At 75.4% G+C, this 23,346-nt stretch carries 22 protein-coding genes; 4 read left to right on the top strand and 18 right to left on the bottom strand.

What is annotated here, in order from left to right; all coding sequences use genetic code 11:
- Nucleotides 1–48: 48 nt before the first annotated feature.
- Nucleotides 49–882 (bottom strand): protein kinase domain-containing protein, encoded by an 834-nt coding sequence (locus ACI79V_RS21295; RefSeq protein WP_456892491.1) that lies wholly within the window; start codon nucleotides 880–882, stop codon nucleotides 49–51.
- A gap of 279 nt (nucleotides 883–1,161) precedes the next feature.
- Between ACI79V_RS21295 and ACI79V_RS21290 the strand changes: the two genes are divergently transcribed.
- On the top strand, nucleotides 1,162–3,273 hold the full coding sequence (locus tag ACI79V_RS21290; protein ID WP_456892490.1) for a cation:proton antiporter: 2,112 nt from the start codon (nucleotides 1,162–1,164) through the stop codon (nucleotides 3,271–3,273).
- 224 nt (nucleotides 3,274–3,497) lie between these two features.
- Here the strand turns inward: ACI79V_RS21290 and ACI79V_RS21285 are convergent, their stop codons facing one another.
- The 3 genes from ACI79V_RS21285 to ACI79V_RS21275 are packed head-to-tail and all read right to left on the bottom strand — an operon-like array spanning nucleotide 3,498 to nucleotide 6,940.
- Entirely contained in the window at nucleotides 3,498–4,925 is a 1,428-nt protein-coding gene (locus ACI79V_RS21285) for an FHA domain-containing protein (protein WP_456892488.1), read from the bottom strand.
- Nucleotides 4,925–5,356, bottom strand: a complete 432-nt coding sequence (locus ACI79V_RS21280) for a hypothetical protein (protein WP_456892485.1) — start codon at nucleotides 5,354–5,356, stop codon at nucleotides 4,925–4,927. Before ACI79V_RS21280 ends, ACI79V_RS21285 begins: the two co-directional genes overlap by 1 nt.
- Nucleotides 5,357–5,392: 36 nt before the next feature.
- Nucleotides 5,393–6,940, bottom strand: a complete 1,548-nt coding sequence (locus tag ACI79V_RS21275; protein WP_456877580.1) for a hypothetical protein — start codon at nucleotides 6,938–6,940, stop codon at nucleotides 5,393–5,395.
- A gap of 204 nt (nucleotides 6,941–7,144) precedes the next feature.
- Between ACI79V_RS21275 and ACI79V_RS21270 the strand changes: the two genes are divergently transcribed.
- Nucleotides 7,145–8,701, top strand: a complete 1,557-nt coding sequence (locus ACI79V_RS21270) for a serine/threonine-protein kinase (protein WP_456892483.1) — start codon at nucleotides 7,145–7,147, stop codon at nucleotides 8,699–8,701.
- 16 nt (nucleotides 8,702–8,717) lie between these two features.
- On the opposite strand, the gene ACI79V_RS21265 is transcribed toward ACI79V_RS21270, so the two are convergent.
- The 5 genes from ACI79V_RS21265 to ACI79V_RS21245 are packed head-to-tail and all read right to left on the bottom strand — an operon-like array spanning nucleotide 8,718 to nucleotide 13,880.
- Complete coding sequence (locus tag ACI79V_RS21265; RefSeq protein WP_456892481.1) at nucleotides 8,718–9,482, bottom strand: isoprenyl transferase; 765 nt, start codon at nucleotides 9,480–9,482, stop codon at nucleotides 8,718–8,720.
- On the bottom strand, nucleotides 9,472–10,260 hold the full coding sequence (gene recO / locus ACI79V_RS21260) for a DNA repair protein RecO (protein ID WP_456892479.1): 789 nt from the start codon (nucleotides 10,258–10,260) through the stop codon (nucleotides 9,472–9,474). Before recO ends, ACI79V_RS21265 begins: the two co-directional genes overlap by 11 nt.
- Nucleotides 10,257–11,171, bottom strand: coding sequence for a GTPase Era (gene era / locus ACI79V_RS21255; protein WP_456892477.1), 915 nt, complete (start codon nucleotides 11,169–11,171; stop codon nucleotides 10,257–10,259). The genes recO and era overlap by 4 nt, the downstream gene beginning before the upstream one ends.
- A gap of 58 nt (nucleotides 11,172–11,229) precedes the next feature.
- Nucleotides 11,230–11,907 carry a response regulator transcription factor gene (locus ACI79V_RS21250; RefSeq protein ID WP_456892475.1) on the bottom strand — a complete coding sequence of 226 codons (678 nt, stop codon included), beginning with the start codon at nucleotides 11,905–11,907 and terminating at the stop codon, nucleotides 11,230–11,232.
- Entirely contained in the window at nucleotides 11,904–13,880 is a 1,977-nt protein-coding gene (locus ACI79V_RS21245) for a histidine kinase (protein ID WP_456892473.1), read from the bottom strand. The genes ACI79V_RS21250 and ACI79V_RS21245 overlap by 4 nt, the downstream gene beginning before the upstream one ends.
- A gap of 149 nt (nucleotides 13,881–14,029) precedes the next feature.
- Between ACI79V_RS21245 and ACI79V_RS21240 the strand changes: the two genes are divergently transcribed.
- On the top strand, nucleotides 14,030–14,743 hold the full coding sequence (locus ACI79V_RS21240) for a hypothetical protein (protein ID WP_456877573.1): 714 nt from the start codon (nucleotides 14,030–14,032) through the stop codon (nucleotides 14,741–14,743).
- A 100-nt stretch (nucleotides 14,744–14,843) separates the two neighbouring features.
- Here ACI79V_RS21240 and ACI79V_RS21235 read toward each other — a convergent pair whose 3' ends face one another.
- Entirely contained in the window at nucleotides 14,844–15,041 is a 198-nt protein-coding gene (locus ACI79V_RS21235; RefSeq protein ID WP_456892472.1) for a hypothetical protein, read from the bottom strand.
- 199 nt (nucleotides 15,042–15,240) lie between these two features.
- Between ACI79V_RS21235 and ACI79V_RS21230 the strand changes: the two genes are divergently transcribed.
- Nucleotides 15,241–16,638 (top strand): short-chain fatty acid transporter, encoded by a 1,398-nt coding sequence (locus ACI79V_RS21230; RefSeq protein ID WP_456892470.1) that lies wholly within the window; start codon nucleotides 15,241–15,243, stop codon nucleotides 16,636–16,638.
- A gap of 8 nt (nucleotides 16,639–16,646) precedes the next feature.
- Here ACI79V_RS21230 and ACI79V_RS21225 read toward each other — a convergent pair whose 3' ends face one another.
- The 8 genes from ACI79V_RS21225 to dnaJ form a co-directional block, all read right to left on the bottom strand.
- Nucleotides 16,647–16,979 carry a cytidine deaminase gene (locus ACI79V_RS21225; RefSeq protein ID WP_456892468.1) on the bottom strand — a complete coding sequence of 111 codons (333 nt, stop codon included), beginning with the start codon at nucleotides 16,977–16,979 and terminating at the stop codon, nucleotides 16,647–16,649.
- 32 nt (nucleotides 16,980–17,011) lie between these two features.
- Complete coding sequence (locus ACI79V_RS21220; RefSeq protein WP_456892467.1) at nucleotides 17,012–18,343, bottom strand: hemolysin family protein; 1,332 nt, start codon at nucleotides 18,341–18,343, stop codon at nucleotides 17,012–17,014.
- A 10-nt stretch (nucleotides 18,344–18,353) separates the two neighbouring features.
- Nucleotides 18,354–18,857, bottom strand: coding sequence for an rRNA maturation RNase YbeY (gene ybeY / locus ACI79V_RS21215; protein WP_456892465.1), 504 nt, complete (start codon nucleotides 18,855–18,857; stop codon nucleotides 18,354–18,356).
- A gap of 5 nt (nucleotides 18,858–18,862) precedes the next feature.
- Nucleotides 18,863–19,999 carry a PhoH family protein gene (locus tag ACI79V_RS21210; protein ID WP_456877569.1) on the bottom strand — a complete coding sequence of 379 codons (1,137 nt, stop codon included), beginning with the start codon at nucleotides 19,997–19,999 and terminating at the stop codon, nucleotides 18,863–18,865.
- A gap of 87 nt (nucleotides 20,000–20,086) precedes the next feature.
- Nucleotides 20,087–20,914 (bottom strand): enoyl-CoA hydratase/isomerase family protein, encoded by an 828-nt coding sequence (locus ACI79V_RS21205; protein WP_456892463.1) that lies wholly within the window; start codon nucleotides 20,912–20,914, stop codon nucleotides 20,087–20,089.
- Nucleotides 20,915–20,944: 30 nt separating this feature from the next.
- On the bottom strand, nucleotides 20,945–21,304 hold the full coding sequence (locus ACI79V_RS21200; RefSeq protein WP_456877567.1) for a histidine triad nucleotide-binding protein: 360 nt from the start codon (nucleotides 21,302–21,304) through the stop codon (nucleotides 20,945–20,947).
- A 128-nt stretch (nucleotides 21,305–21,432) separates the two neighbouring features.
- The gene (locus tag ACI79V_RS21195) at nucleotides 21,433–22,200 is read right to left on the bottom strand and encodes a 16S rRNA (uracil(1498)-N(3))-methyltransferase (protein WP_456892461.1); all 768 of its coding nucleotides are present in this window, start codon (nucleotides 22,198–22,200) and stop codon (nucleotides 21,433–21,435) included.
- On the bottom strand, nucleotides 22,197–23,336 hold the full coding sequence (gene dnaJ, locus ACI79V_RS21190) for a molecular chaperone DnaJ (protein ID WP_456892459.1): 1,140 nt from the start codon (nucleotides 23,334–23,336) through the stop codon (nucleotides 22,197–22,199). Before dnaJ ends, ACI79V_RS21195 begins: the two co-directional genes overlap by 4 nt.
- Nucleotides 23,337–23,346: the final 10 nt, after the last annotated feature.

The following is a 23,346-nucleotide window of genomic DNA, read 5'->3' as shown; positions in this document are numbered from 1 at the left end:
CCACCGGCCGGTGGGGACGGGGCCCTCGTCGTGTGCGGCCGCCCGCGGTCAGGCGCGGGCGGCCGCCGCCAGCGCGTCGAGGCGCTCGGCCACCTGCAGTGCGGTCGCGGGGCGCTGACCGACCGGCGCCAGGCAGGCGGACACCAGCGCGGCCTCGTCGTCGGTCAGGCCGGGGCTGATCGCCGGCTCGGCGTTCATCACCCGGCGGATCGCCAGCAGCGGCTCACCGTCGGGGAGCTCGCCGTAGAGGCCGGTGCCGGTGAGGGCCCGGTTGAGCGTGGCGCCCAGGGCGAAGACCTCCGTGGCGCGCGAGGGCCGGTCGCCGCGCAGCAGCGCCGGGTCGAGGTACTCGACGGAGGCGGCGCTGGCCATGCCGGTCAGCGTGACGCCCGGCGCGAGGTAGCGGGCCAGGCCGAGGTCGGAGAGCTTGCCGCCGTCCTCGGTCAGCAGGATGTTGGCCGGCTTGATGTCACCGTGGGTCAGGCCGGCCTCGTGCAGCGCGTGCGCGGCGTGGGCGGCGTGCGCCACCGCCCGCAGCACCTCACCGCGGCCCAGCGGGCGGGCCGGCGCGGCCAGCGAGCCGAGCGGGCAGTACTCCATGGCGTACAGGAAGCTGTCCTGCAGCACCGCGTCGTAGACCTTGACCAGGTAGGGCGAGGCCACCTGGGCGAAGGCCCGCAGCTCCCGGACCCCGCGCTCGTAGGCCTGCTCGCTGTGCGTGCCGGTGAACACCTTCACCGCGACGTACTCGTCGGGCAGGCCCAGGCGCGCCGGCGGGCGGGCGAGGTAGAAGCGGCCGTTGTTGCCCTCACCGAGCACGCGGACCACCTGGTAGTCCGCGATGGTGGCGGGCGCCGGGCCCACCAGGCCGACGGCATCCATCCCTGTCCTCCTGAAACGCTGCTCTCCCCCCGGAACGACCGGGACGCCGCGACGCGGCAGCGGCACAGTGTGCCTGCCGCACCGCCGTCCGGGAACCCGATCCGCCCCGCGAGATGGGCCCCGTCACCGCGCGGCGAAGCACCCCACACCGCGCAGACCGCCGTTACGCTCCGCGCCCGTCGCCGCCCGGGAGCCCTCGGCCGGCCCGCGACCGCACCGCGGTCGCGACAGTCCCCGGGCGGCCCTGCCACCCACCCGTACACGTCATCCGGAGATCTCGTGGAGCCGCGCCCCGTCGCAGAGATCGTCGCCTACGTCTTCATCGACCTGGCCGTGATCATGGTCCTCGCCCGCCTGATGGGCCGACTCGCCCGCTGGGTCGGCCAGCCGGCGGTGATCGGCGAGATCGTCGCCGGCATCCTGCTCGGGCCGACCCTGCTGGGCGCCCTGCCCGGCGACCTCGACACCCTGCTGTTCCCGCCGGACATCCGGCCGTTCCTCAACGTGCTGGCGCAGCTGGGCCTGGTGCTGTTCATGTTCCTCATCGGCCTCGAGGTCGACCTGTCGTTCATCCGCGGGCGGGAGAAGATCGCCGTCTCGGTGTCGCTGGCCTCGATCCTCCTGCCGTTCGCGCTCGGCGTGCTGCTGGCCACGTACCTGCACACCAACCACGACGTCTTCACCGCGGAGGACGGCTCCACCGCGGCGATCTCCTACCTCGGGTTCGCGCTCTTCCTCGGTGTCGCGATGTCGATCACCGCGTTCCCGGTGCTCGCCCGCATCCTCGCCGAGCGGCAGATGCACCGGATCCCCACCGGCGTGCTGGCCCTGGCCTGCGCCGCGGTCGACGACGTCCTCGCGTGGTGCCTGCTGGCCGTCGTCGTGGCGATCGTGGCGGCGACGTCGTTCACCGGTGTCGCGCTGATCCTGAGCCTGTCGGTGGTCTTCGCCCTGGTCATGTTCCTGGTCGTCAAGCCGCTGCTGCGGGTGCTGGTCACCCGCTACGAGCGGCTGGGGCAGCTGACCCCGGAGATGCTGGCCGGCGTCCTGATCGGCATCCTGACCAGCGCCTGGGTGGCCGAGGAGATCGGCATCCACTTCATCTTCGGCGCCTTCCTCTTCGGCGTGGTCATGCCGCGCAAGGGCGCCGCCCGGCTCAACCACGAGATCATCGACCGGCTCGAGCAGGTGAGCGTGCTGCTCCTGCTGCCGGTCTTCTTCGTGGTCACCGGCCTGCAGGTCGACATCGGTGCCATCGACCTCACCGGCCTCGGCGAGCTGGCGCTGATCCTGCTGGTGGCCATCTCCGGCAAGTTCATCGGCGCGTACGCGGCGGCCCGCGCGCAGAAGGTGCCGCACCGGCAGGCCAGCGCGCTGGCGACGCTGATGAACACCCGCGGGCTGACCGAGCTGGTCATCCTCAACATCGGCGTCCAGCAGGGCGTGCTCGACGCCGAGATGTTCACGCTCATGGTCATCATGGCCGTCGTCACCACGGTGATGACCTCGCCGCTGCTCAACGTCATCTACCCGCAACGGATCCTCGACCGCGACATCGCCGCGGCCGAGCGCGCCGAGATGGGCCTCACCGAGGCCTACACGGTCGTCGTCGTGGTGGACGACGTCGACCGCGACGCCGGCCTGGTCGACCTCGCCTGCGACCTGGTCGGCCGCGAGCAGCCGGCGCAGGTGGTGCTCACCCGCGTCGTGCGGCGCTCGCGACCCAAGCCGGAGGTCTCCTCGGGCCTGGGCGCCGACCTGGAGCTCATGGCGACCGTCGCCGGCGAGCTGCGGACGCTGGCCCGGCAGGTCGAGGCCCGCGGGCTCAAGGCGTCGGTGGCCTCACGCTTCAGCGAGGACCCGTGGGCGGAGGTCGCCGACCTCGCCGGCAGCAGCGACGCCGACGTCGTCCTGGTGCGCAGCGGCTGGGGCATCGTCGAGGAGGCGCTGACCGCGGACGGCTCCGGCACCCCCTGGCCGCCGTCGCTGCACGGCTCGGTGGTCACCGTGTCCGGGGAGCTGGGATCGGCGGTGCTGCAGCCGCAGGGCCCGGTGGCGGTCGTCCAGGACGGCGGCGCCGACGGGCGGGCCGCGCTGCGGCTGGCCGCCCACGCCTCCCTCGGCCGCTCTGTGCCGCTGCAGCTGCGCGCCGGCGAGGGCCGCCGGACGGTCAAGCGGAGCGTGGCCGACTCGCTGCGCCGGGCCGGGGTGCAGGTGGAGCCGGAGAGCCAGGCGCTGCCCTCGCTGCTGGTGGCGCCGGCGGGTGCCGGGCCCCTCCCGGCCGCGGACGACCTGACGCCGATCCTCCTGGTGCACGCCGGCACGGCCGACGCCGACCGGGACATGGACGAGACCCTCGCCGGCATCGCCGCCCGGCCCGGCACCGTCTGAGCGTCCCGCCCGCGCTGCGGAGCCCGCGTCCCGTTCGGGGACGCGGGCTCCGTCGCGTCCGGGGGTCTGCGGAGGCTCCGGCCCGGCGCCCGGGGTGCAGCTGCGGACGGTCGTGCTCTGGTCCGTACCGGGGGCAGAGCACGACCGCGCGCCGGACCCCGGCGACACAGCGGCGCCCGTCCCCCGGACGGAGGACGGGCGCCGGACCGTGCGCGGTGGACGGGTCAGTAGGCGCCGTGCGGGGACTCGAAGGCGAACTGGCGGCCGCCCATGCGGACCGCCATGCCCGGGGTCAGTCGGACCGGCTGGTGGGGCACCAGCGACCCCCACCCCGGCGCCCCGCGCGGGGCGACGAGCGTGCCGTTGGCCGAGCCGGTGTCGACCAGCAGCACGTCCCACCCCTCGAGACGGACCTCGGCGTGGTGCCGGCTGACACCGCCGGTCGGGTCGACGACCAGAAGGGGCCGCAGCTCGCCGGAGGCGACGCGCGCGTCGGTCTCCGGCTCCCGGCCCAGCAGGTAGTCCGCGTCGAGGCTGACCGTCGCGCCGTCGTCGAACACGAGCAGGCCCAGCGGCGGGCGGACGCCCTCGACCAGCACGGTCGTCTGCTGGGTCGTGCGGATGCCGCACAGCGCGCAGAAGCTCACACGGGGGTCGTTGAGGTGACCGTTCTTGCAGACGATGCCCTTGACCCTCGGCCGGTCGTCCTCCGGCTCGGCTGCCGGGGCCGACGCCGGCTCGGCGCCGGGGATCGGCAGGGGCTCGCGGGGCGGCTCGGCCTCGGGCGGCGCGTCGAACAGCCGCGCCGACTTCTTGGGCGCGGGCAGCTCCGGCGCGGGGGGCAGCGGGGCTGCCTTCTCGAGGGACGGAGGCGGGGCGGCGGCGGATCCCCCGAGGGCACCTCCCGGAGCCGGCACCGGCGGTGGCGGGGGCTGCTGCGGCGTCGCCGCGTGCGGCGCGGGGAGGCGGCCGACCCCCGTCCCGGCCGGCGGCAGGGGCGCCGCCGAGGGCGCCGGTGCCGGCGACAGCACCGCCGCCGCGCCGGGGACGACGCCCGCCACGAGGTCGGCCAGCGGGTGCGGCGCCGTGGTCACCGGCGAGCCGGCCGACACGTGCAGCGCCGCCGGCGGCCAGGTGACGAAGCGGTCGAGGACCTCCGTCCCGTCGTCCTGCCGCTCCCCCTGCGCCGCGGTCAGCCGCAGCCCGAGGTCGGGCACCTCGGCGGCCCCGCCGCCGACGAGCACGAGCGCCAGCCCGTCTTCGGTGGCGGCGACCACGGCGAACGACGGCGGGTCGGCGACGGTGCCCAGCCAGCTGCGCAGCTCCTCGTGCAGCCGCACGCCGGGAGCGCGCGATCCGGCGGCGGAGACCCGGCGGCAGAGGGCGACGAGCTCACCGACGGGCGCGTCACCGGCCGGCGCGGCCACGGGCGGGGCCGGTACCGGCGCCGGCCCCCAGCCCGCCAGGGCGGGCCGGGGCGGCGGCGGGGCGGCCGCGGCGGGCTGGGTGGTGACCGCCACGACGAGGAGCACGCCGGGCAGCCGGACGACGAGGTCGGGGCCCGGCGCCACGCGGACCGCGACCTGGTCGAAGGGAGTGACCGTGGCCCCCGCCGTGTCGGGACCGAGGAGCGGAGGCGGGGGACTCGACATCAGATGAGTCTCCCGCCCTGGTTCCGCCAGTGCACGAACGGCACGCGCATCGGGCCGTTGGCGACGAGGAACACCAGCAGCCAGGTGGTCGAGAACAGGATGACGAACGCCGGGCCCGGCATGCTGTCGACCCAGGTGGCGCCGCCGGCCAGCAGGAACCAGACCAGCAGCCCCTCCGGGATGCCGGTGACGAGGGTGAAGAACGTCGGCCAGTCCTTCTCCCACCGGAACTGCTGCAGACCGTGGTAGACGAGCTCCCAGAGCACGCCCAGCACGGTGACGATCAGCAGCACCGAGAAGGTGGCCCCGTAGGACGCACCGAGCGACGCCCCGGTCGGCAGCAGGGGGGTGAGCACGAGCGTCCACAGGACGCCGACGGTGGCCAGCAGGAAGACCCGGGTCTGGATGCGGCCGTTCAGGGTGGGGATCACGGGTGTCTCTCTCGCAGACGACGTCGGGAGGGGGCGTCAGATGGTGGTGTTGCGGACCCACTTCCACCACTGGCTGGTGGACCGCCCCGGGGTGAGCTTCCGGGCGAACCCCTGGGCCACGAGGTCGTCGGTGATCTCCTGCGCGGCCACGAGCAGGCCGAGGAAGCTGTCCACGCCGGCGAAGTAGCCACCGAGCGTGGCGCTGCCCGAGGCGTAGAGCTTGCCGCCGTTGCGGGTGCCGGTGACCTCGAAGTCGGGCCGGACGTCGAGGCGGCCGAGCGGGTTGCGCTGGGCGTTGGAGTGGTCGAGCAGGTCGGCCAGCACGCGGTGCTCGCGGATGTCGGCCTCCAGGCCGGTGCAGTCGATGACGTGGTCGAAGGTGCCCACCTGGGGGCCCTGGTCGCTGTTCACCGACACCTCGACCAGGTCGCCGACCGGCCGCATCCCGTCGATCTGGCCGATGACGACGCGGTACCAGCCCTGCTGCCGGCCGCGGGCGAGCTGCTCCTGCCAGTCCTTGCGCACCGGGGTGTTGGTGCCGCCCATGACCTTGTAGATCCGGGCGCGCTCCTCGCCCTCAAGCCGGGACATCCGGGACCGCAGCTGGCCGCCCCAGGTCGACTTGGGCCAGTTGAAGCCCTGGTAGGCCCAGCCGTCGGCGCCCTTCCGGCGCATGAAGAGGCTCGGCCCGTGCGGCCTGTCCACGTAGGTGCGGAACAGGTGCACGATCTGGGTGTTCAGGCCGCGCCGGTCGCGGTCGTCGATGAGCCGCTGCAGGACGCGGGAGGCGACGATGCCGCCGCCGCGGACCAGCACGGTGCCGGGCCGCTGCTGCATCCGCTCGTAGACGTGCTCGTGCGGCTCGTAGGCGTTGACCACCCGGCTGTAGTCGTTGTGCTCCGCCCGATACTCCTGCAGGTCGGGCAGGAAGCGCAGGCCCGGGTAGCCGACAGCGATGTGCACGAACTGGCTGCGGTAGGCGATCCGCCGGGTGGGCGTCGCGCCCTCCGGCGGGGTGAGCACGGTGAAGTACCCGCCGCCGACCCGCCGGCGGGTCATCCGGACCTGGCCGGGGACGACCATCTCCGGCCACCGGATCCGGTACATCTCCTTCTCCATCGCGTCGAAGACCATCCCGGCCTTCGGCGTGTAGTAGTCGGCGAGGACCGGCTCGACGAGCACGTTCCAGGCCTGCTTGAGGTCCCCCTGCAGCGCCTCGCGGATGGCGTAGCCGGGGAAGCCCCAGATGTTGTCCGGGGTGCCGGAGGAGTCCGAGCGCAGCCGCTCACCGCGCGGGATCTGGGAGACCGCCGTCAGGTACTCGTAGCTCTCCCACGGGGTGCGCTGCTGCGTCAGGACACGGATGGCGTCGGTGGGGACACCGCAGATGCGCAGGTAGTCGACGAGCACGAACGACCCCACGCCACCGCCGACGGTGACGAAGGGGACGTCGACGACGGGGATGCCGGCCTCGGCCACCATCTGGTCGGTCCACAGGTCGGTGGCGACCAGGGCGTCGGTCAGGTCGCCGGGCCGGTGCGGCTGGTGCTGGGCGTGCGGGGGCGCGGCGGTGCTCTCGCTCACGGTGGGGGCGTCCGTCCTCTGTCGGGGAGCCGCCACTGTCGGGCGGGGTCGGCGGGCTGTCAACGGATTCCGGCGCGGTCTCCCGAACCGTTGTCCCGGCCCACGCGGAGGGGCGCGTCCGGGGCCCCCGGGCGCCCCTAGACTGCGCCGCGACGTCCGTCGGGGCCGGCTCCCCGGCTCGGCCACCGGTGCGGGAGGTCGCGGGTGGAGTTGCGGCAGTTCGGCCCCTACCGGCTCGAGGAGCGCATCGGCCGGGGCGGTATGGGCGAGGTGTACCGGGCCTTCGACACCGAGCAGCAGCGGACCGTCGCCCTCAAGGTGCTCGCCGAGGACCTCGCCACCGAGCGCGGGTACCGGGAGCGGTTCCGCCGGGAGGCGCACGCCGCGGCCCGGCTGTCCGAGCCGCACGTCGTGCCCATCCACCGCTACGGCGAGATCGACGGCCGGCTCTTCCTGGACATGCGGCTGGTCCGCGGGCGCGACCTGGCCACGGTGATCTCCGAGGAGGGTCCGCTGGCGCCGGCGCGGGCGGTGTCGGTCGTCGGCCAGGTGGCGCACGCCCTCGACGCCGCGCACGCCGAGGGGTTGGTGCACCGCGACGTCAAGCCGAGCAACGTGCTGCTCAGCGGCACCGGGGACGACGAGTTCGTCTACCTCGTCGACTTCGGCATCGCCCGGTCGATCGCCGGTGACGGCGGCGCGACGGCGCTGACGCAAGTGGGCTCGGCGGTCGGCTCCGCCGACTACATGGCCCCCGAGCGGTTCCTCGAGCGGCCGGCCGACGCGCGCGCCGACGTCTACTCGCTGGCCTGCGTGCTGTTCGAGGCGCTGACCGGGCGACGCCCGTTCCCGGTCACCGGCCTGGCGCCACAGATGTGGGCGCACCTCAACGAGGTCCCGCCCCCGGTGTCGCGGCTGCGCCCCGGCGTCCCTCCTGCCCTAGACGCGGTGGTGGCCCGCGGCCTGGCCAAGGACCCCGCCGACCGCTGGCCCTCGGCGGGCGCGCTGGCCGCGGCCGCCCGGCGGGCGCTGACCCCGCCCGCCGCCGTCCCGCCGGTCGCCCACACCCGCCCGGCCGCGCCACCGCCGGGGCCATCCGTCGCCGCTGCCGCGGCGCCCCGCCCTCCGCAGAGCCCGCCGCTCCCAGCCGCGCCGCCGGCCCCGCCCCCGGCCGGCCGCCGTCCGCTGCTGCCGGCCGCGCTGCTGACGGCGGCGGCGCTGCTGGCCGCGGTGCTCGTGGTCGTCGTGCTGACCGCCGGCTCCGGCGGCGCCCCGGCCGCGGACCCGCCCGACCGGCCGGTGCCCGGACCGCAGCACGACGCGCTGCTCGCGATCGTCCCGGCCGACTTCGACGCGCCCGGGTGCCGGCCGGCGCCGTCCGCCGGGGACGGCGACGTGGCCGCGGTCGACTGCGGTCCCGCGGTCAGTGCCGCCGGCCCGCGGACCGCGCGGTTCTTCCTCTACCCCGACGGCCAGACCGCCGACGCTGTGTTCGCCGACGACGTCACCGGCCTGGGGCTGACCGCGCTGGAGAACGGGGCGACCTGCCCGGCCTCGCAGGGCTACCAGGACTGGACCCTCGACGGCGTCGTCATGGGGCAGGTGGCCTGCTACGTCGACGCGGACAACACCGCGGTGCTCATCTGGACCGAGACCGACGACGCCACGCAGGCCGTGGTGACCATCCGCAACGGCGGCCTGGCCGGGCTCGCGCGGCTGGTGGAGTGGTGGGACGAGGCCGGCCTGTCCGGCTTCGGGTGACGCCGGAGAGGCCGCCTCAGGCCTTGCCGAAGCGGCGCTGGCGGCGCGCGTACTCCTCGCAGGCGGCCCACAGGTGTCGGCGGTCGAAGTCGGGCCAGAGGGTGTCGAGGAAGACGAACTCGGCGTAGGCCGACTGCCAGAGCAGGAAGTTGCTCGTCCGGTTCTCGCCGGAGCTGCGGACGAACAGGTCGACGTCGGGCATGTCGGGCTCGTCGAGGAACCGGGCGACGGTGCGCTCGTCGACCTTGCCCGGGTCCAGCCGGCCGGCGGCGGCCTCGCGGGCGATCGCGGCGGCGGCGTCGGCGATCTCGGCGCGGCCGCCGTAGTTGACGCACATCGTGAGGGTGAGGACGTCGTTGTCCCGGGTGAGCTCCTCGGCGATCTCGAGCTCCTTGACCACACTGCGCCACAGCCGCGGCCGCCGGCCGGCCCAGCGCACCCGCACGCCCAGCGCGTGCATCTCGTCGCGGCGGCGGCGGATGACGTCGCGGTTGAAGCCCATGAGGAAGCGGACCTCCTCGGGGCTGCGCCGCCAGTTCTCCGTGGAGAAGGCGTAGGCGCTGATCGCCTTCACGCCGAGCTCGATGGCGCCCTCGACGCAGTCGAACAGCGAGGACTCTCCCGCCTCGTGGCCCGCCGTCCGCGGCAGCCCGCGCTCCTGCGCCCACCGCCCGTTGCCGTCCATGACGATCGCGACGTGGCCGGGCACCCGGTCGGCCGGGATCGCCGGCGGGCGGACCCCGGAGCGGTGCGGGTCCGGCGCCTTGACCTCACGCCTCACTCAGCAGGCCCGCTTCCCGCCGGGGCGCGAGGTCGGCACGGTCGACCAGCGGCAGCGACCGCAGGCCGCGCTCGAGGTGCCACTGCAGCAGCGCGGCGACCAGCCCGCTGCCCTCCCGGCGCTGCGCGTTCTCGCTGGCCTCGGCCCGCTCCCAGTCGCCCGACAGCAGGGCCTCCAGGTGCGCGATGGTGACCGGGCTGGGCATCGCCGAGCCGGTCGGGCGGCACTCGCGGCAGACCGAGCCGCCGGCCGGGACGGAGAAGTGCCGGTGCGGGCCCTCGATGCCGCAGCGCGCGCAGTCGCCCAGCGCCGGCTCCCACCCGGCCACCGACATCGCGCGCAGCAGGAACGCGTCGAGCACCAGCCCGGCGGGCCGGGTGCGCTCGGACAGTGCCCGCAGCGCCCCGACGACGAGGAGGAACAGCCGCAGCGAGGGCTCCTTCTCCTCCGCGGTGAGCCGGTCGGCGGTCTCGAGGACGGCGGTGCCGGCGGTGTAGGCCGGGTAGTCGGCGACGATGCCGGGGCCGTAGGAGCGGATCGACTCGGCCTGGCTGACGATGTCGAGCGTGCGGCCGGTGTAGAGCTGCAGGTCGACGTGGCTGAACGGCTCGAGCCGGGCGCCGAACTTGCTCTTGGTGCGGCGCACGCCCTTGGCCACCGCCCGCACCTTGCCGTGCCGGCGGGTGAGGACCGTGACGATCCGGTCGGCCTCCCCCAGCTTCTGGGTGCGCAGGACGATCCCCTCGTCGCGGTACAGCGACTTCGGTGTGGTGCTCAATACCCCAGCCTGTTCAGCTTCTTCGGGTCGTCCTGCCACTCGCCCAGGACGGTGACGTGCAGGTCGAGGTGGACGCGCGCGCCGAGCAGCTGCTCGAGGCCGGCGCGGGCCTCGGTGCCGATCGCCTTGATGACCGACCCGCCCTTCCCCAGCAGCATCGGCTTCTGGCTCGGGCGCTCGACGTGCAGCAGCGCGTGCACCTCGACCAGCTCCGCGCCCTCGCGCTTGGGGTCGGGACGGCGGACGAGCTCCTCGACGGTGACCGCGAGCGAGTGCGGCACCTCCTGGAACACCTTCTCCAGCGCCGCCTCGCGGACGAGCTCGGCGATCTGCCGGTCGGTGTCCTCGTCGGTGGTCTGCTCCTCGGGGTACAGCGGCGGGCCCTCGGGCAGCAGGCCGACCAGCAGGTCCTCCAGCAGCTCGACCTGGTCGCCGCGCACGGCGCTGACCGGGACGACCTCGGCGGCCTCGACCAGCGCGCTGGCGGCGACCAGCTGCTCGGCGACCTGCTTCTTCGACGCGGCGTCGGTCTTGGTGACGACGACCACCACCGGCGCCGTCACGTCCTGCAGCTGGCGGGCGATGAACCGGTCGCCGGTGCCCACCGGCTGGTCGGCCGGGATGCAGAACACCACGACGTCGACCTCGGAGAGGGTGTCGCGGACGACGTCGTTGAGCCGGCGGCCGAGCAGGCTCTTGGGCTTGTGCAGGCCCGGGGTGTCGACCAGCACGAGCTGCCCGCCGGGCCGGTGGACGACGCCGCGGATGGCGTGCCGGGTGGTCTGGGGCCGGTTGCTGACGATGCCGACCTTCTCGCCGACGATGGCGTTGGTCAGCGTGGTCTTGCCGGCGTTGGGACGGCCCACCAGGCAGGCGAAGCCGCTGCGGTACGGCTGCTCCGGCGTGCTCACCGGACCAGTCTCCCACTGCCCGACGACATCCCCCGCCCGCCACCCGCGGGCGCCCGGCTCACGCCGGGGGCGCGACCCCCAGGCCCGGAGCGGCCCCCCCGAGGCCGGCGTCGCGGGCCCGCGCCACCGCCTCCGCCCGGCTGCCGACCTGCAGCTTCGCGAAGACCGACGAGACCACGTTGCGCACCGTCTTGTCCGACAGGAACAGCCGGCCGGCGATCTGCCCGTTGGTCATCCCGGTGGCGAGCAGGCCCAGCACCTCCCGCTCCCGGTCGGTGAGGGTCGGGAAGGCGGCGAGCGCGTCGCCGGAGGCGTCCAGCCGCGCCAGGGCGCCTCCGACCTCCCGCCCGAGGATGGTCTCGCCGTCGGCGACCGCGGCCAGCGCCCGGGAGATCTGCGCCCGGCTGGCGCCCTTGACCAGGTAACCCCGGGCGCCGGCCCGCAGTGCCGCGGCGACGGCGTCCTCGTTCTCGACCATGGTCAGCACGAGCACCGCGGTGCCGGGCAGCTCGGCGGTGATCTGCGCGGTCGCGTCGATGCCGTTGCCGGCCGGCAGGTGCAGGTCCATGAGCACGACGTCCGGGCGGTGCTCCCGCGCGGCGGCGACCGCGGCCGCCGCGTCCCCGGCCTCCTGCACGACCTCGGCCCAGTCGAGCGCGTCGACCAGGGCCACCAGCCCCTCGCGGAACATCGGGTGGTCGTCGACGACGAGCACCGTCGTCCGGCGGGCGGTCACGCCGCACCCGCCGGCAGGACGGCGCGCACCGTGGTCCCCGGGCCGCTGGTCACGGTGCAGCTGCCGCCGAGCTCCGCCGCCCGCTGGTGCATCGAGCCCAGCCCGACGCCGGTCCGGGTGCCCGGGCGGACACCGATCCCGTCGTCGGCCACGCACAGGTGCAGCGCGCCGTCGCGGTGCGCGAGGGTGACGTGCACGCGGGTGGCCTGCGCGTGCCGGGCGACGTTGGTCACGGCCTCTCCCACGATCCGGAAGGCGGCGACCTCGGCGGCGGCCGGCAGGTCGCCCAGGTCGCCGTCGGTCTCGACGACGACGTCGATGCCGCCGTCGGCCAGCCGGGCGGCGTGCGCGCGGACGGCGCCGACCAGCCCGAGGTCGGACAGCGCGGCCGGCTGCAGGTCGTCGACGATCCGGCGCACCTCGGCGACGCTGCCGCGCAGGTAGGCGGCGGCGGAGTCGAGCATCGTCGCGGCGCGGTGCGGGTCGAGCGGCACCAGCTCGGCGGCGGCCTCCAGCTGCATGGCGGTGGCCGCGAGCCCGGGGCCGAGGTCGTCGTGCAGGTCGTGCCGCAGCCGGCGCCGCTCCTCCTCGCGGGAGGTGACGATCGACTCGCGGGAGCGCTGCAGCTCCTCACCGAGCAGGACGGCGTGCGCGGCCTGCGCGGTCTGGCGGACCAGTTCCCCGAGCAGCGCCCGCAGCCGGGGTCCGAGCCCGCCCACCGGCAGCACCAGGTCCAGCTCCCCGACCGGGCGGCCCTGGTGGACCAGCGGCAGGGTCTCGACCCGGCCGGCGGGCTCGCCGTGGGTCACCGGCGCGCGGCCGGGCAGCCGCAGCGCGACGTGCTCCAGGCGCAGCGTGCGCGCCAGCACCTCGACCACGCCGGGCAGCACCTCCGACGGCGAGGTCGCGGAGTCCACCCGCCGGCCCAGCCCGCTCACAGCGACCTCGGGCTCGACGGGCTCGCCGTAGAGCAGCCGGTTGACCGCCCGCTGCAGCCGGTCGCGCGCGGGCTGGACGAGCACGGCGGCGACGGCGAACACCAGCAGGTCCGACCGGCCGGTGAGCGCGCCGAGGAAGCGCCCGGCCAGCACCAGCAGCAGCCCGTAGACGGCCAGGGTGAGCAGGCTCAGCGACAGGTAGACCAGCGTGCGGCCCAGCACCCGGTCGACGTCCCAGAGTCGGGTGCGCACCAGCGCCCAGGTGATCGCGGTCGGCAGCGGCAGCAGCGCCGCCGCGACCAGCAGCGCCTGCGCCGCGGGCACGGCCCAGGCCAGCGCGAGGAACAGCACCGTCCCGAGGGCGCCGGCCAGCACCCACAGCACCTGCTCGCGCTCCAGCCCGGCGCTGCGCCGCAGCCGGACGACGAGGGAGGCCACGCCCAGCACCGCGCTGGTCAGGAAGAGCAGCAGGGCGACGCTGACCAGCGCCCAGGCGCCGGGGACCCCGACCGGGTTCTCCACCGGGCCGTAGGCGGCGGGCGGCGGCTGGTCCTGCTCCGCGTAGGGGGTGATCGCCCAGCCCAGCGGTCCCAGGACGCAGGCGAGGGCGGACACCCAGGCGGCGGCCCGCCAGCGCGGTCCGGGCAGGAGCCCGGTGGGCAGCACCTGCAGCAGCAGGCCGGGCACCGGGACGTAGGCGGGGACCCACAGCCAGGTGGAGATCCAGAACGCGAGCGCGCCGGAGGCCGAGCCGGGGTCGGCGGGCAGGGTGGCCGCCGCGTACACGGTCGCCAGGGCGACACCGCCGCTGCAGACGCCGACCAGCAGCATGAGCCAGCCGGCCGCCAGGCGGGGGCGGTGCGCGGCGACCAGCGCGCCGAGCCCGCCGAAGCCGGTGGCGCCCACGAGTCCCCAGGCCAGCGCGGGGAGGTCGGGCTCCCCCGGGCCGGTCAGCGCGACGACGACGGCGGCCGCGGCGCAGGCGATCCCGGCACCGGCCCCGGCGACGGCGAGCGCGGTCCGGGGGCTGGGCACCGCGACATGATGCACACGCCGGTGTCCCGGCGACCAGGGACACCCGGACCACCGCGAGTCGGGACCGGCGCCCGATGCCCCCGGGACGCGCGGCGGGCGACGGTCCTCCTGCCGGCCGACGGAGCCGGGCCCACCAGGAGGAACCCCCCATGACCAGCAGCACCCAGCTCGGCGCCGGCCTCGTCGCACCGGACCGGACCACCGCCGTCCGGGGAGCGCAGCCGGCCGGACCCGAGGCGGCCGCCGGCCGGCCGCACGCCCGGCGCCGGGTGCTCGTCGGCGCCGCGCTCGTCTCACCGGTCGCCCTGGCCGTGCAGTACGCGCTCTCCCCCGCCGGCCTGCCCCGCGACGAGGCGGTCGGGTTCCTCGCCGGGGTGGCCGAGCACCCCACCCGCTACACGGTCGCGCTGAGCGCCTACCTCGTCGCGATGGCCACCTCGGTCGCGGTGGCCGCGACGATCGCCCTGGCCGGCCGCCGCAGCGCGCCCTGGCTGTCGGGTGCGGCCGCGGCCCTGCTGGCCCTCGGCGCCATCGGCGGTGGCGGCTTCGCCGGCCTGCGCCTCATGGCCGCCGTCGTCGCCGAGTCCGGCGGTCCCGGCGCGGCCGGGCTGTGGACCGCCGTCCAGGACGGCACGCCCTTCGCCGTGCTCACCCCGTTCCTCCTCTGCGCGATCCTCGGCACCCTGGTCGGCACGGCGGCCCTGGTCCGCGCCCGCCGCGACGTGACCGTGTGGGCGGCGCCGGTCTTCCTGGCCGGGTTCGTGCTGACCAGCGGCGAGTTCCCGGTGGCGGTCAGCGTCCTCGGCGGCGCCGTGCAGCTCGCCGCGCTGCTGCCGGTGGCCCGCGCCGCGCTGCGTCCCTGACGTCGGGGGGAGGGCCGCACCGGGCGGGACCCGGTGCGGCCCCGTCCCGGGTCCCGCCCCGAGCGGGCCAGGGGTGGGGAGGACGGGGCGGACGCGTCGGTCAGGACCAGGGACGGCCGATCCGGTCGCGGCGAACGGCGTCGAGCCGGCTGAGCACGCGGACGCCGGCCACGACGTCGGCGACCAGACGCTGCCCGGTCTCGGTCCACGAGGTGGCCCGGTCGCGGACGGGGGCGGTCGGGCGGCCGAGCGACTGCAGGACGAGCAGGACCAGGAGGAGGAACAGGAGCGTCGTCACGCCTCGACGATCGTCGTCCCGGACCGGTGGCACCAGTGGCAGGACCGACGCCCACCGCAGGAGGACTGCCATCCGGTGCGGCTGCGGACCGGCACGCGGAACCGACCGGCCGGTGCCACGATCGCGAGTGCGGCGGCCGTCGGCCGCGCCCCGTCCCGGCGCCCCCGGGCACGGGCCGGAGCCCCGCGGGAGGCGGCACATGACCAGGACGGACCCCGGCAGCGACCCGCGCGGCACCGGAGGCCGCTCGGGTGGACTGGCCGCGGTGATGCGCCCGGTGAACAACGTCGTCGAGCGCTACATCCCCAGCGCGCTGGTCTTCGCCATCGTGCTGACGTTCGTCGTCGCGCTGCTGGCCCTGCTGCTCACCGACTCCGGGCCGCGCGAGGTGGTGACCGCCTGGGGCGACGGGCTGGCCGGGCTGCTGGCCTTCATCACCCAGATGGCACTCATCCTGCTGCTCGGCCACACCCTGGCCAACACCGGACCGGTGCGGCGTCTCCTGGTCCGGCTGGGCGGGGTGCCCCGCTCCCCGCGCAGCGCCTACATCTACGTCTTCGTCGTCGCGGCGCTGGCCTCGCTCATCACGTGGGGGCTGGGCCTGGTCGTCGGGGCGATCCTGGCCAAGGAGGTGGCCGAGCAGGGTCGGGAGCGGGGGCTGCGGCTGCACTTCCCGCTGCTGGTGGCGGCCGGTTACTCCGGCTACGTCATCTGGCACATGGGCTACTCGGGCTCGGGACCGCTCACCGCCGCGACCGAGGGGTCCTTCCTCGCCGAGCAGCTCGGGCGGACGATCCCGGTCACGGAGACGACCTTCGCCTGGTGGAACCTGACCGCCGCCGCGGTCACCATCGTCGTGGTCGGGCTGGCCATCGGCTGGGCCGCCCCCCGGGGGAACGAGAAGGTCGTCCCGCTGCCCGCCGGGGCCGAGTACGGCACCGCGCCCGCCGCGGAGGACGCGGTGGTCACCCCCGCGGACCGGGTCGACGCAAGCCGCGTGCCGACCCTGCTCACCGGGCTGCTGCTGGTCGCCTACCTGGTCCTGCACTACGTCGACGGGGGGACCCCGACCCTCGACGTCGTCAACTGGACCTTCCTGGCGCTGATCCTGCTGCTGGTCCGCAACCCCTTCGAGCTCATCGCGCTGGTCAAGAACGCCGCCTCCAACGTCGGCGAGATCCTCCTCCAGTTCCCGCTCTACGCCGGGATCCTCGGGATCATGACGGCCACCGGGCTCATCACGGTGCTGTCCGACGCCTTCGTCGACGTCGCGTCGCCCACGACCTTCGGGCTGCTGACCTTCCTCTCCGCGGGCCTGGTCAACTTCTTCGTCCCGTCCGGCGGCGGCCAGTTCGCCGTCCAGGGCCCGATCGTGCTCGACGCCGCCGAACGGTTGGGCGTCGACCCGGCCGTGGCGATCATGGCGGTCGCCTACGGGGACCAGTGGACCAACATGATCCAGCCGTTCTGGGCACTGCCGGTGCTGGCCATCGCGGGGCTGAAGATGCGCGACATCCTCGGGTACACGACGGTCACCCTGGTCGCCAGCGGCCTCGTCTTCGGCGGGACGCTGCTGCTGCTGGGTCTGGCGGCCTGAGGCCCGCCTCAGGTGGTGGCGCGGACGACGCCGTCGGGGCCGGCGAGGATCACCGGCGCGGACGGGGTCAGGTCGTGCACCGCGGCCAGGCCCTCCTGCTCGACCGCGTCGGCGTCGGAGACGAGCACCGCCGCCTCCAGCCCCTCGACGCCGCTGGAGACCGCCGCGGCCACCGCGGCCTGCAGCGCGGACAACCGCAGCGAGGGCAGCGCGACCGAGGCGGCGACGTAGGTCCGCCCGTCGGTGTCGCGGACCGCGGCCCCCTCGGCGGCGCCGGTGCGGGCGCGCGCGGAGCGGGCCAGGGTGACGAGCTTGGCGTCCTCGGGCTGCAGGTCGGGCACGGGGCGTCAGCCTGCCATGCCCGCGGGAGTCGTCAGCTCTCGACGGCCGCCGGGACCTCGGCCCGGCTGGCCCCCGCCTGGTGCTCGGGGTCGGCGTCGGGAACGCGGGTGACCAGGATCGTGTCGATGCGGTTGCGCCGCCCGCCGGTGCTCTCCGCGACCAGCCGCAGGCCGGCGACCTCGGCGGCCGAGCCCTCGATCGGCACCAGCCCGAGCTCGCGGGCGAGCAGGCCGCCGACGGTCTCGACGTCGTCGTCGCCGGGCAGCTCGACGTCGAAGAGCTCGGCGAGGTCCTCGACCGGCAGCCGGGCGGTGATCCGCACCGAGCCGTCGTCGAGGTGCTCGACCGGGGGCCGCTGCTCGGCGTCGTGCTCGTCGGCTATCTCGCCGACGATCTCCTCGAGGATGTCCTCGATGGTCACCAGGCCCGCGAACCCGCCGTACTCGTCGACGACGATCGCGATGTGGATGCGGCGGGCCTGCATGTCGCGCAGCAGCTCGTCGACCGGCTTGGACTCGGGCACGAACGCCGGCGGGCGCATGAGCTCCTCGACCCTCGGCCCGCGGCTCTCCCCGAGGTTCTGCGACCGGCGGACGAGGTCCTTGAGGTAGACGACGCCGACGACGTCGTCGACGTTCTCCCCGATCACCGGGATCCGGCTGAACCCGCTGCGCAGCGCCAGCGCCATGGCCTGCCGGACGGTCTTGGTGCGCTCGATCCAGACGACGTCGGTGCGCGGCACCATGACCTCGCGGGCGATCGTGTCGCCCAGCTCGAACACCGAGTGGATCATGTTGCGCTCGCCGGACTCGACCACGCCGCGCTCCTCGGCCAGGTCGACCAGCTCGCGCAGCTCCACCTCGGTGGAGAACGGGCCGTCGCGGTAGCCGCGGCCGGGGGTGATGGCGTTGCCGAGCAGGATGAGCAGCGTCGCGACCGGGCCCAGGACCCGCACCAGCAGCCGCACCAGCCCGGCGGTGCGCAGCGCGATCGGGTAGGCGTGCTGGCGGCCGAGGGTCCGCGGGCCGACGCCGACCAGCACGTAGCTGACCACGGTCATGACCGCGGCCGCGGCGAGCACCGCCTGCCACGTCGTCCCGAGGCTGCCCACCACGACGACGGCGACGAGCACCGCCGCCACCATCTCGCAGACGATCCGCAGCAGGAGCAGCAGCGCGACGGCGCGGGCCCGCTCGTCGAGCACCTGCTCCAGGCCCGCCGCGCGGCGCACGCCGTCACGGCGCAGCTCCTCGACGCGGGCCAGCGACACCCGCTGCAGCGCGGCGTCCACGGCCCCGAAGGCGCCGGCCAGCGGCACCAGGCAGATCGCGACGACCAGGAGGGTGACCGCACCGGGGCTCATCGCGGTGCCCTCACCGGGAGGACTGGCCCCGTTCGGCCGGCTCGCCGGTCACCGGCTGCCGCGGGGCCGTGCGCCAGCCCTCGAGCAGGCGGGTCTGCAGGCCGAACATCTCCCGCTCCTCCTCGGGCTCCATGTGGTCGTAGCCGAGCAGGTGCAGCACGCCGTGGGTGGCCAGCAGCAGCAGCTCGTCGTCCATCGTGTGCCCGGCGGCGCGGGCCTGCCGGACCGCCACCGAGGGGCACAGCACGACGTCGCCGAGCAGCGCCGGGCCGGGCTCGGGGTCGTCGGGCCGGGAGGTGTCGAGCTCGTCCATGGGGAAGGCCAGGACGTCGGTCGGGCCCTTCTCGCCCATCCAGCGCTCGTGCAGCACCGCCATGTAGTCCGGGTCGACGCACAGGACCGACAGCTCGGCCATCGGGTTGACGCCCATCTCGGCCAGCACGTACCGGCAGATCCCGGTCAGCTCGGCCTCGTCGACGGCGATCTCGGACTCGTTGGCCACCTCGACCGGCACGGCGCTCAGCTCCCCTGCCGGCGCGTGGGCCGGGCCGGCCGGGCCGGGACGGCGGGCCGGGCGCCGCCGCTCTGCTGGTGGGCGGCGTCCCAGCGCTCGTAGGCGTCGACGATGTCGCCGACCAGCCGGTGGCGGACGACGTCGGAGCTGGTCAGGTTGGCGAAGTGCACGTCCTCGATGCCGTCGAGGATCTCCCGCACGACCTTCAGACCGCTCTGCGCGCCGCCGGGCAGGTCGACCTGGGTGACGTCGCCGGTGACGACGATCTTCGAGCCGAAACCGAGCCGGGTGAGGAACATCTTCATCTGCTCGGCGGTGGTGTTCTGCGCCTCGTCGAGGATGACGAAGGCGTCGTTGAGCGTGCGTCCGCGCATGTAGGCCAGCGGGGCGACCTCGATGGTCCCCGACTGCATCAGCCGCGGGATGGACTCCGGGTCGACCATGTCATGCAGCGCGTCGTACAGCGGCCGCAGGTAGGGGTCGATCTTCTCGCTGAGCGTGCCCGGCAGGTAGCCCAGCCGCTCCCCGGCCTCGACCGCGGGCCGGGTGAGGATGATCCGGTTGACCTGCTTGGTCTGCAGCGCCTGCACGGCCTTGGCCATCGCCAGGTAGGTCTTGCCGGTACCGGCCGGGCCGATGCCGAAGACGACGGTGTGCGCGTCGATCGCGTCGACGTAGCGCTTCTGGTTCAGCGTCTTGGGCCGGATGGTGCGGCCGCGGCGGCTGATGATGTCCAGGCTGAGGACGTCGGCCGGGCGCTCGGAGCCGCCGCTGCGCAGCATGCCGATCACGCGGCGCACCGAGTCCGGGCGCAGCGCCTGGCCGGTGCCCAGCAGCGCGATCAGCTCGTCGAAGACGCGGACGGCGAAGGCGTTGTCGGCCGGCTGGCCGGTCACCGCGATCTCGTTGCCGCGCACGTGCACGTCGGCGGCGAGCTCGCTCTCGACCAGGCGCAGCAGCTCGTCGCCGGAGCCGAGGAGGGCGACCATCGACACCTGGTCGGGGACGGTGATGGTGGTGCGGACCGCCGCCGGCGCGGGGGTCGCGAGAGCGGCGGCGACGTCCGCCGTGGCGGCCTGGGCGGAGGCCTCACGCGAGGTGGGGGCGCCGGGCACGGGGACGTTCGGGGAGGTGTCGGGCAAGAACCCTCGACCCTGCCTTCCTGGCACGGGGATCGGACCGTCCGAGTCTACCCGCGCCGCGCGACCCGGAATCCCGCCCGAGGACGCTCAGCGCCCCTCGTACGCGGCCTTCCCCGGCCCCTCCTCGAGGAAGGAGGCCACGGCGCCGCGCAGGTCGGCGGTGGCGAACAGCGGGCCGGACACCTGCGGGGTGACGTCGTCGGCGGCCCGCGCGCCGTGCCGCACCGCCGTCGTCACGAGGCGCTTGGTGGCCGCGTGCGCGACCGTGGGGCCCGCGGCGACCCGGCGGGCGTACTCGCGGGCGGCCGCGGCGAAGCCGTCGTCGGGCAGCACCCGGTTGACCACGTTCCACCGCTCCAGGACCGCCGCCGGGTAGTGCTCGCCGGTGAAGACGAGCTCCTTGGCCCGCGCCGGGCCGGCCCGCTCGGCCAGCCGCTGCGGCCCGCCCATCGACGGGGTGAGCCCCACGACGATCTCGACCAGGCCGAACGACGCCCGCTCGGCGGCCAGCAGCACGTCGCAGGCCAGCGCCAGCTCGAAGGCGGCGGTGAGGGTGAGCCCGTGCGCGGCGAAGACGGTGGGCACCGGCAGGTCCTCGAACGCCTGCGCCACGCGCAGCAGCCGGGCCCACAGCGCCGCGCCGTGCTGCGCCGGGTCGGGGCCCTCGGCGATGTCCCGGAAGGCGTGGACGTCGACGCCGGCGGAGACCACCCGGCCGCGCGCCTCGACCAGCACCGCCCGGGCGCGGCCAGGACGGCCCGGGGCGGTGAGCGCGGCCAGCTCGGCGGCGACCTGCTCGAAGGCGGCGAACACCGGCTCGTCGAACAGGTTCAGCGGTGGCTTGTCCAGCACGACGACGGCGACGTCGCCGTCCCGCTCGATCCGGACGGGAGCGGCGCTGCCGGCGTCGGTCATGCCGCCACCCTGCCACCGCCGGCCACGGGGTCACCCCGGGGGCCAGGTCATGCGGCGGCCGCCGAGGACGTGCAGGTGCACGTGGTCGACCGACTGACCGGCCTGCGGGCCGGTGTTGGTGACGACCCGGTACCCCGGTTCGACGCCGTCCTCGGTGGCCAGGCCCTCCTGGACGGCGACCGCCGACACGGCCCGGACGACGGCCCCCAGCAGGTCGGGGTCGGCCTGCGCCAGCGCGGCCACCGTGGGGTGGTGGTCCTTGGGGATCACCAGCACGTGCGTGGGGGCCTGCGGGTTGACGTCGCGGAAGGCCAGCGTGCGGTCGGTCTCGTGCACCACGTCGGCGGGGATCTCCCCGGCGACGATCCGGCAGAACAGGCAGTCGCTCACGGCGTCGACCCTAGGGCGCGGCGACGTCCTCCCTCACCGCAACGCGTCCTCCCTCACGGTGCGCGGTGAGGGAGGACGCCCGACGATCAGGTCACCTGATCGTGGCGCAGGCTCGGCACGACCCGCCGTCAGGACCAGCGGGTGCGCATGGACAGGGCGGCCAGCGCGGCCGCGCCGGCGGTCGAGGTGCGCAGCACCTCCGGCCCGAGCCGCACGGCCTGCGCGCCCGCGGCGCGCAGCGCGACCACCTCGCCGTCGGTCAGGCCGCCCTCGGGCCCGACGACGACGGCGACCGTGCCGCTGCGGGGCACCTCGAGACCCGCCAGCCGGCGGCCGGCCTGCTCGTGCAGGACCACCGCCAGGTCGACGTCCCCGACCTCGCCGCACACCTGGCGGGTGGTCATGAGCTCGCCGATCTCGGGCACCCGCGGCCGGCGGGCCTGCTTGGCCGCCGCCCGCGCCGCGGCCCGCCACTTCGCCAGGCCCTTCTCCACCCGGTCCTCGCGCCAGCGGGTGACGCAGCGGGCGGCGGCCCACGGGACGATCCGGTCGACGCCGAGCTCGGTGGCCAGCTCGACGGCGAGGGGACCGCGGTCGCCCTTGGGCAGCGCCTGGACCAGGACGAACTCCGGCTCCGGCGCGGGCACCTCGTGGCGGGCGGTCACCTGCACGCGCAGCCCCGACGGGCCGGCGTCGAGCACGGTCCCCTCGACGACGGTGCCGCGGCCGTCCCCGACCCGCACCGGCTCACCGGGGGTCAGCCGGAGGACGTCGACGGCGTGCCGGCCCTCACCGCCGCCGACGAGCAGCTCGGCGGTCCCGGGCAGCTCGTCGAGCAGGAACAGCGGCGAGCCGTCCTGCGCGGGGTGCTGGTCGTCGGTGACCGGAGCGCTCACCTGAACGGGTTCCGCACCCGGGAGAACAACCCCCCGGGCCCCTCGGCGGCCGGCTCGCGCCGGTCCTCCCCGCGGAGCGCGGCGAGCTCGCGCAGCAGCTTCTCCTGCTCGGCGTCGAGGCGGGTCGGCGTCATCACGTCGACGTGCACCAGCAGGTTCCCCCGGCCGGTCGCCCGCAGCCGCGGAGCGCCCTTGCCGCGCATCGTCAGCACGGTGCCCGGCTGGGTGCCCGGCCGCACGTCGACGTCGGTGTCCTCGCCGTCGAGCAGCGTCAGCGGCAGCGTGGTGCCCAGCGCCGCGGCGGTCATCGGCAGGCTGACGTGGCAGTGCAGGTCCTCGCCGTCGCGGGTGAAGACCTCGTGCGGGCGCTCGCGGATCTCGACGTAGAGGTCACCGGCCGGTCCGCCGCCGGGACCGACCTCGCCCCGGCCGGTGAGCCGGATGCGCATGCCGTCCTCGACGCCGGCGGGCACCTTGACCGGGATGGTGCGGCGGGCGCGCACCCGGCCCTCGCTGCCGCACTCGGGGCAGGGGTCGGGGATGACCTGCCCGGTGCCGGCGCAGGTCGGGCACGGCCGGGTGCTGACCACCTGGCCGAGGAAGGAGCGCTGCACGCTCTGCACCTCGCCACGGCCCGAGCAGGTGGTGCAGGTGACCGGATGGGTGCCGGGGGCGGTGCCCGCGCCGGAGCACGTACCGCACAGCACGGCGGTGTCGACGGTGATCTCCTCGGTGGTGCCGAAGACCGTCTGCTCGAGGTCGAGCTCGATGCGGATGAGCGCGTCGTCCCCGGCGCGGACCCGGCTGCGCGGGCCGCGCCCACCCATGGCCCCGCCACCGAAGAAGGCGTCCATGATGTCGCCGAGCCCGCCGAAGCCGGCCTGCCCGAAGGGCGAGCCGGTGGCGGCGCCGGCACCGCTGTCGAAGGGGTCGCCGCCGAGGTCGACGATGCGGCGCTTGTCCGGGTCGGTCAGCGCCTGGTAGGCGCGGCTGACCTCCTGGAAGCGCTCCTTGGCCTCGGGATCGGGGTTGACGTCGGGGTGCAGGTCGCGCGCCAGCCGCCGGTAGGCCTTCTTGATGTCGGCGTCGGACGCGCCCCGGGACAGCCCCAGGACGCCGTAGTAGTCGGTTGCCATCGGGTGTACA

It is taken from the genome of Geodermatophilus sp. SYSU D00700 (assembly GCF_054050255.1).
This window is presented reverse-complemented; position numbering and strand designations above follow the sequence as displayed.

Coding starts and splice junctions, on each gene's coding strand:
- ACI79V_RS21295 (WP_456892491.1), bottom strand. CDS start 882: ATGGATGCCGTCGGCCTGGTGGGCCCGGCGCCCGCCACCATCGCGGAC.
- ACI79V_RS21285 (WP_456892488.1), bottom strand. CDS start 4,925: ATGTCGAGTCCCCCGCCTCCGCTCCTCGGTCCCGACACGGCGGGGGCC.
- ACI79V_RS21240 (WP_456877573.1), top strand. CDS start 14,030: ATGACCAGCAGCACCCAGCTCGGCGCCGGCCTCGTCGCACCGGACCGG.
- ACI79V_RS21230 (WP_456892470.1), top strand. CDS start 15,241: ATGACCAGGACGGACCCCGGCAGCGACCCGCGCGGCACCGGAGGCCGC.
- ACI79V_RS21220 (WP_456892467.1), bottom strand. CDS start 18,343: ATGAGCCCCGGTGCGGTCACCCTCCTGGTCGTCGCGATCTGCCTGGTG.
- ACI79V_RS21205 (WP_456892463.1), bottom strand. CDS start 20,914: ATGACCGACGCCGGCAGCGCCGCTCCCGTCCGGATCGAGCGGGACGGC.
- dnaJ (WP_456892459.1), bottom strand. CDS start 23,336: ATGGCAACCGACTACTACGGCGTCCTGGGGCTGTCCCGGGGCGCGTCC.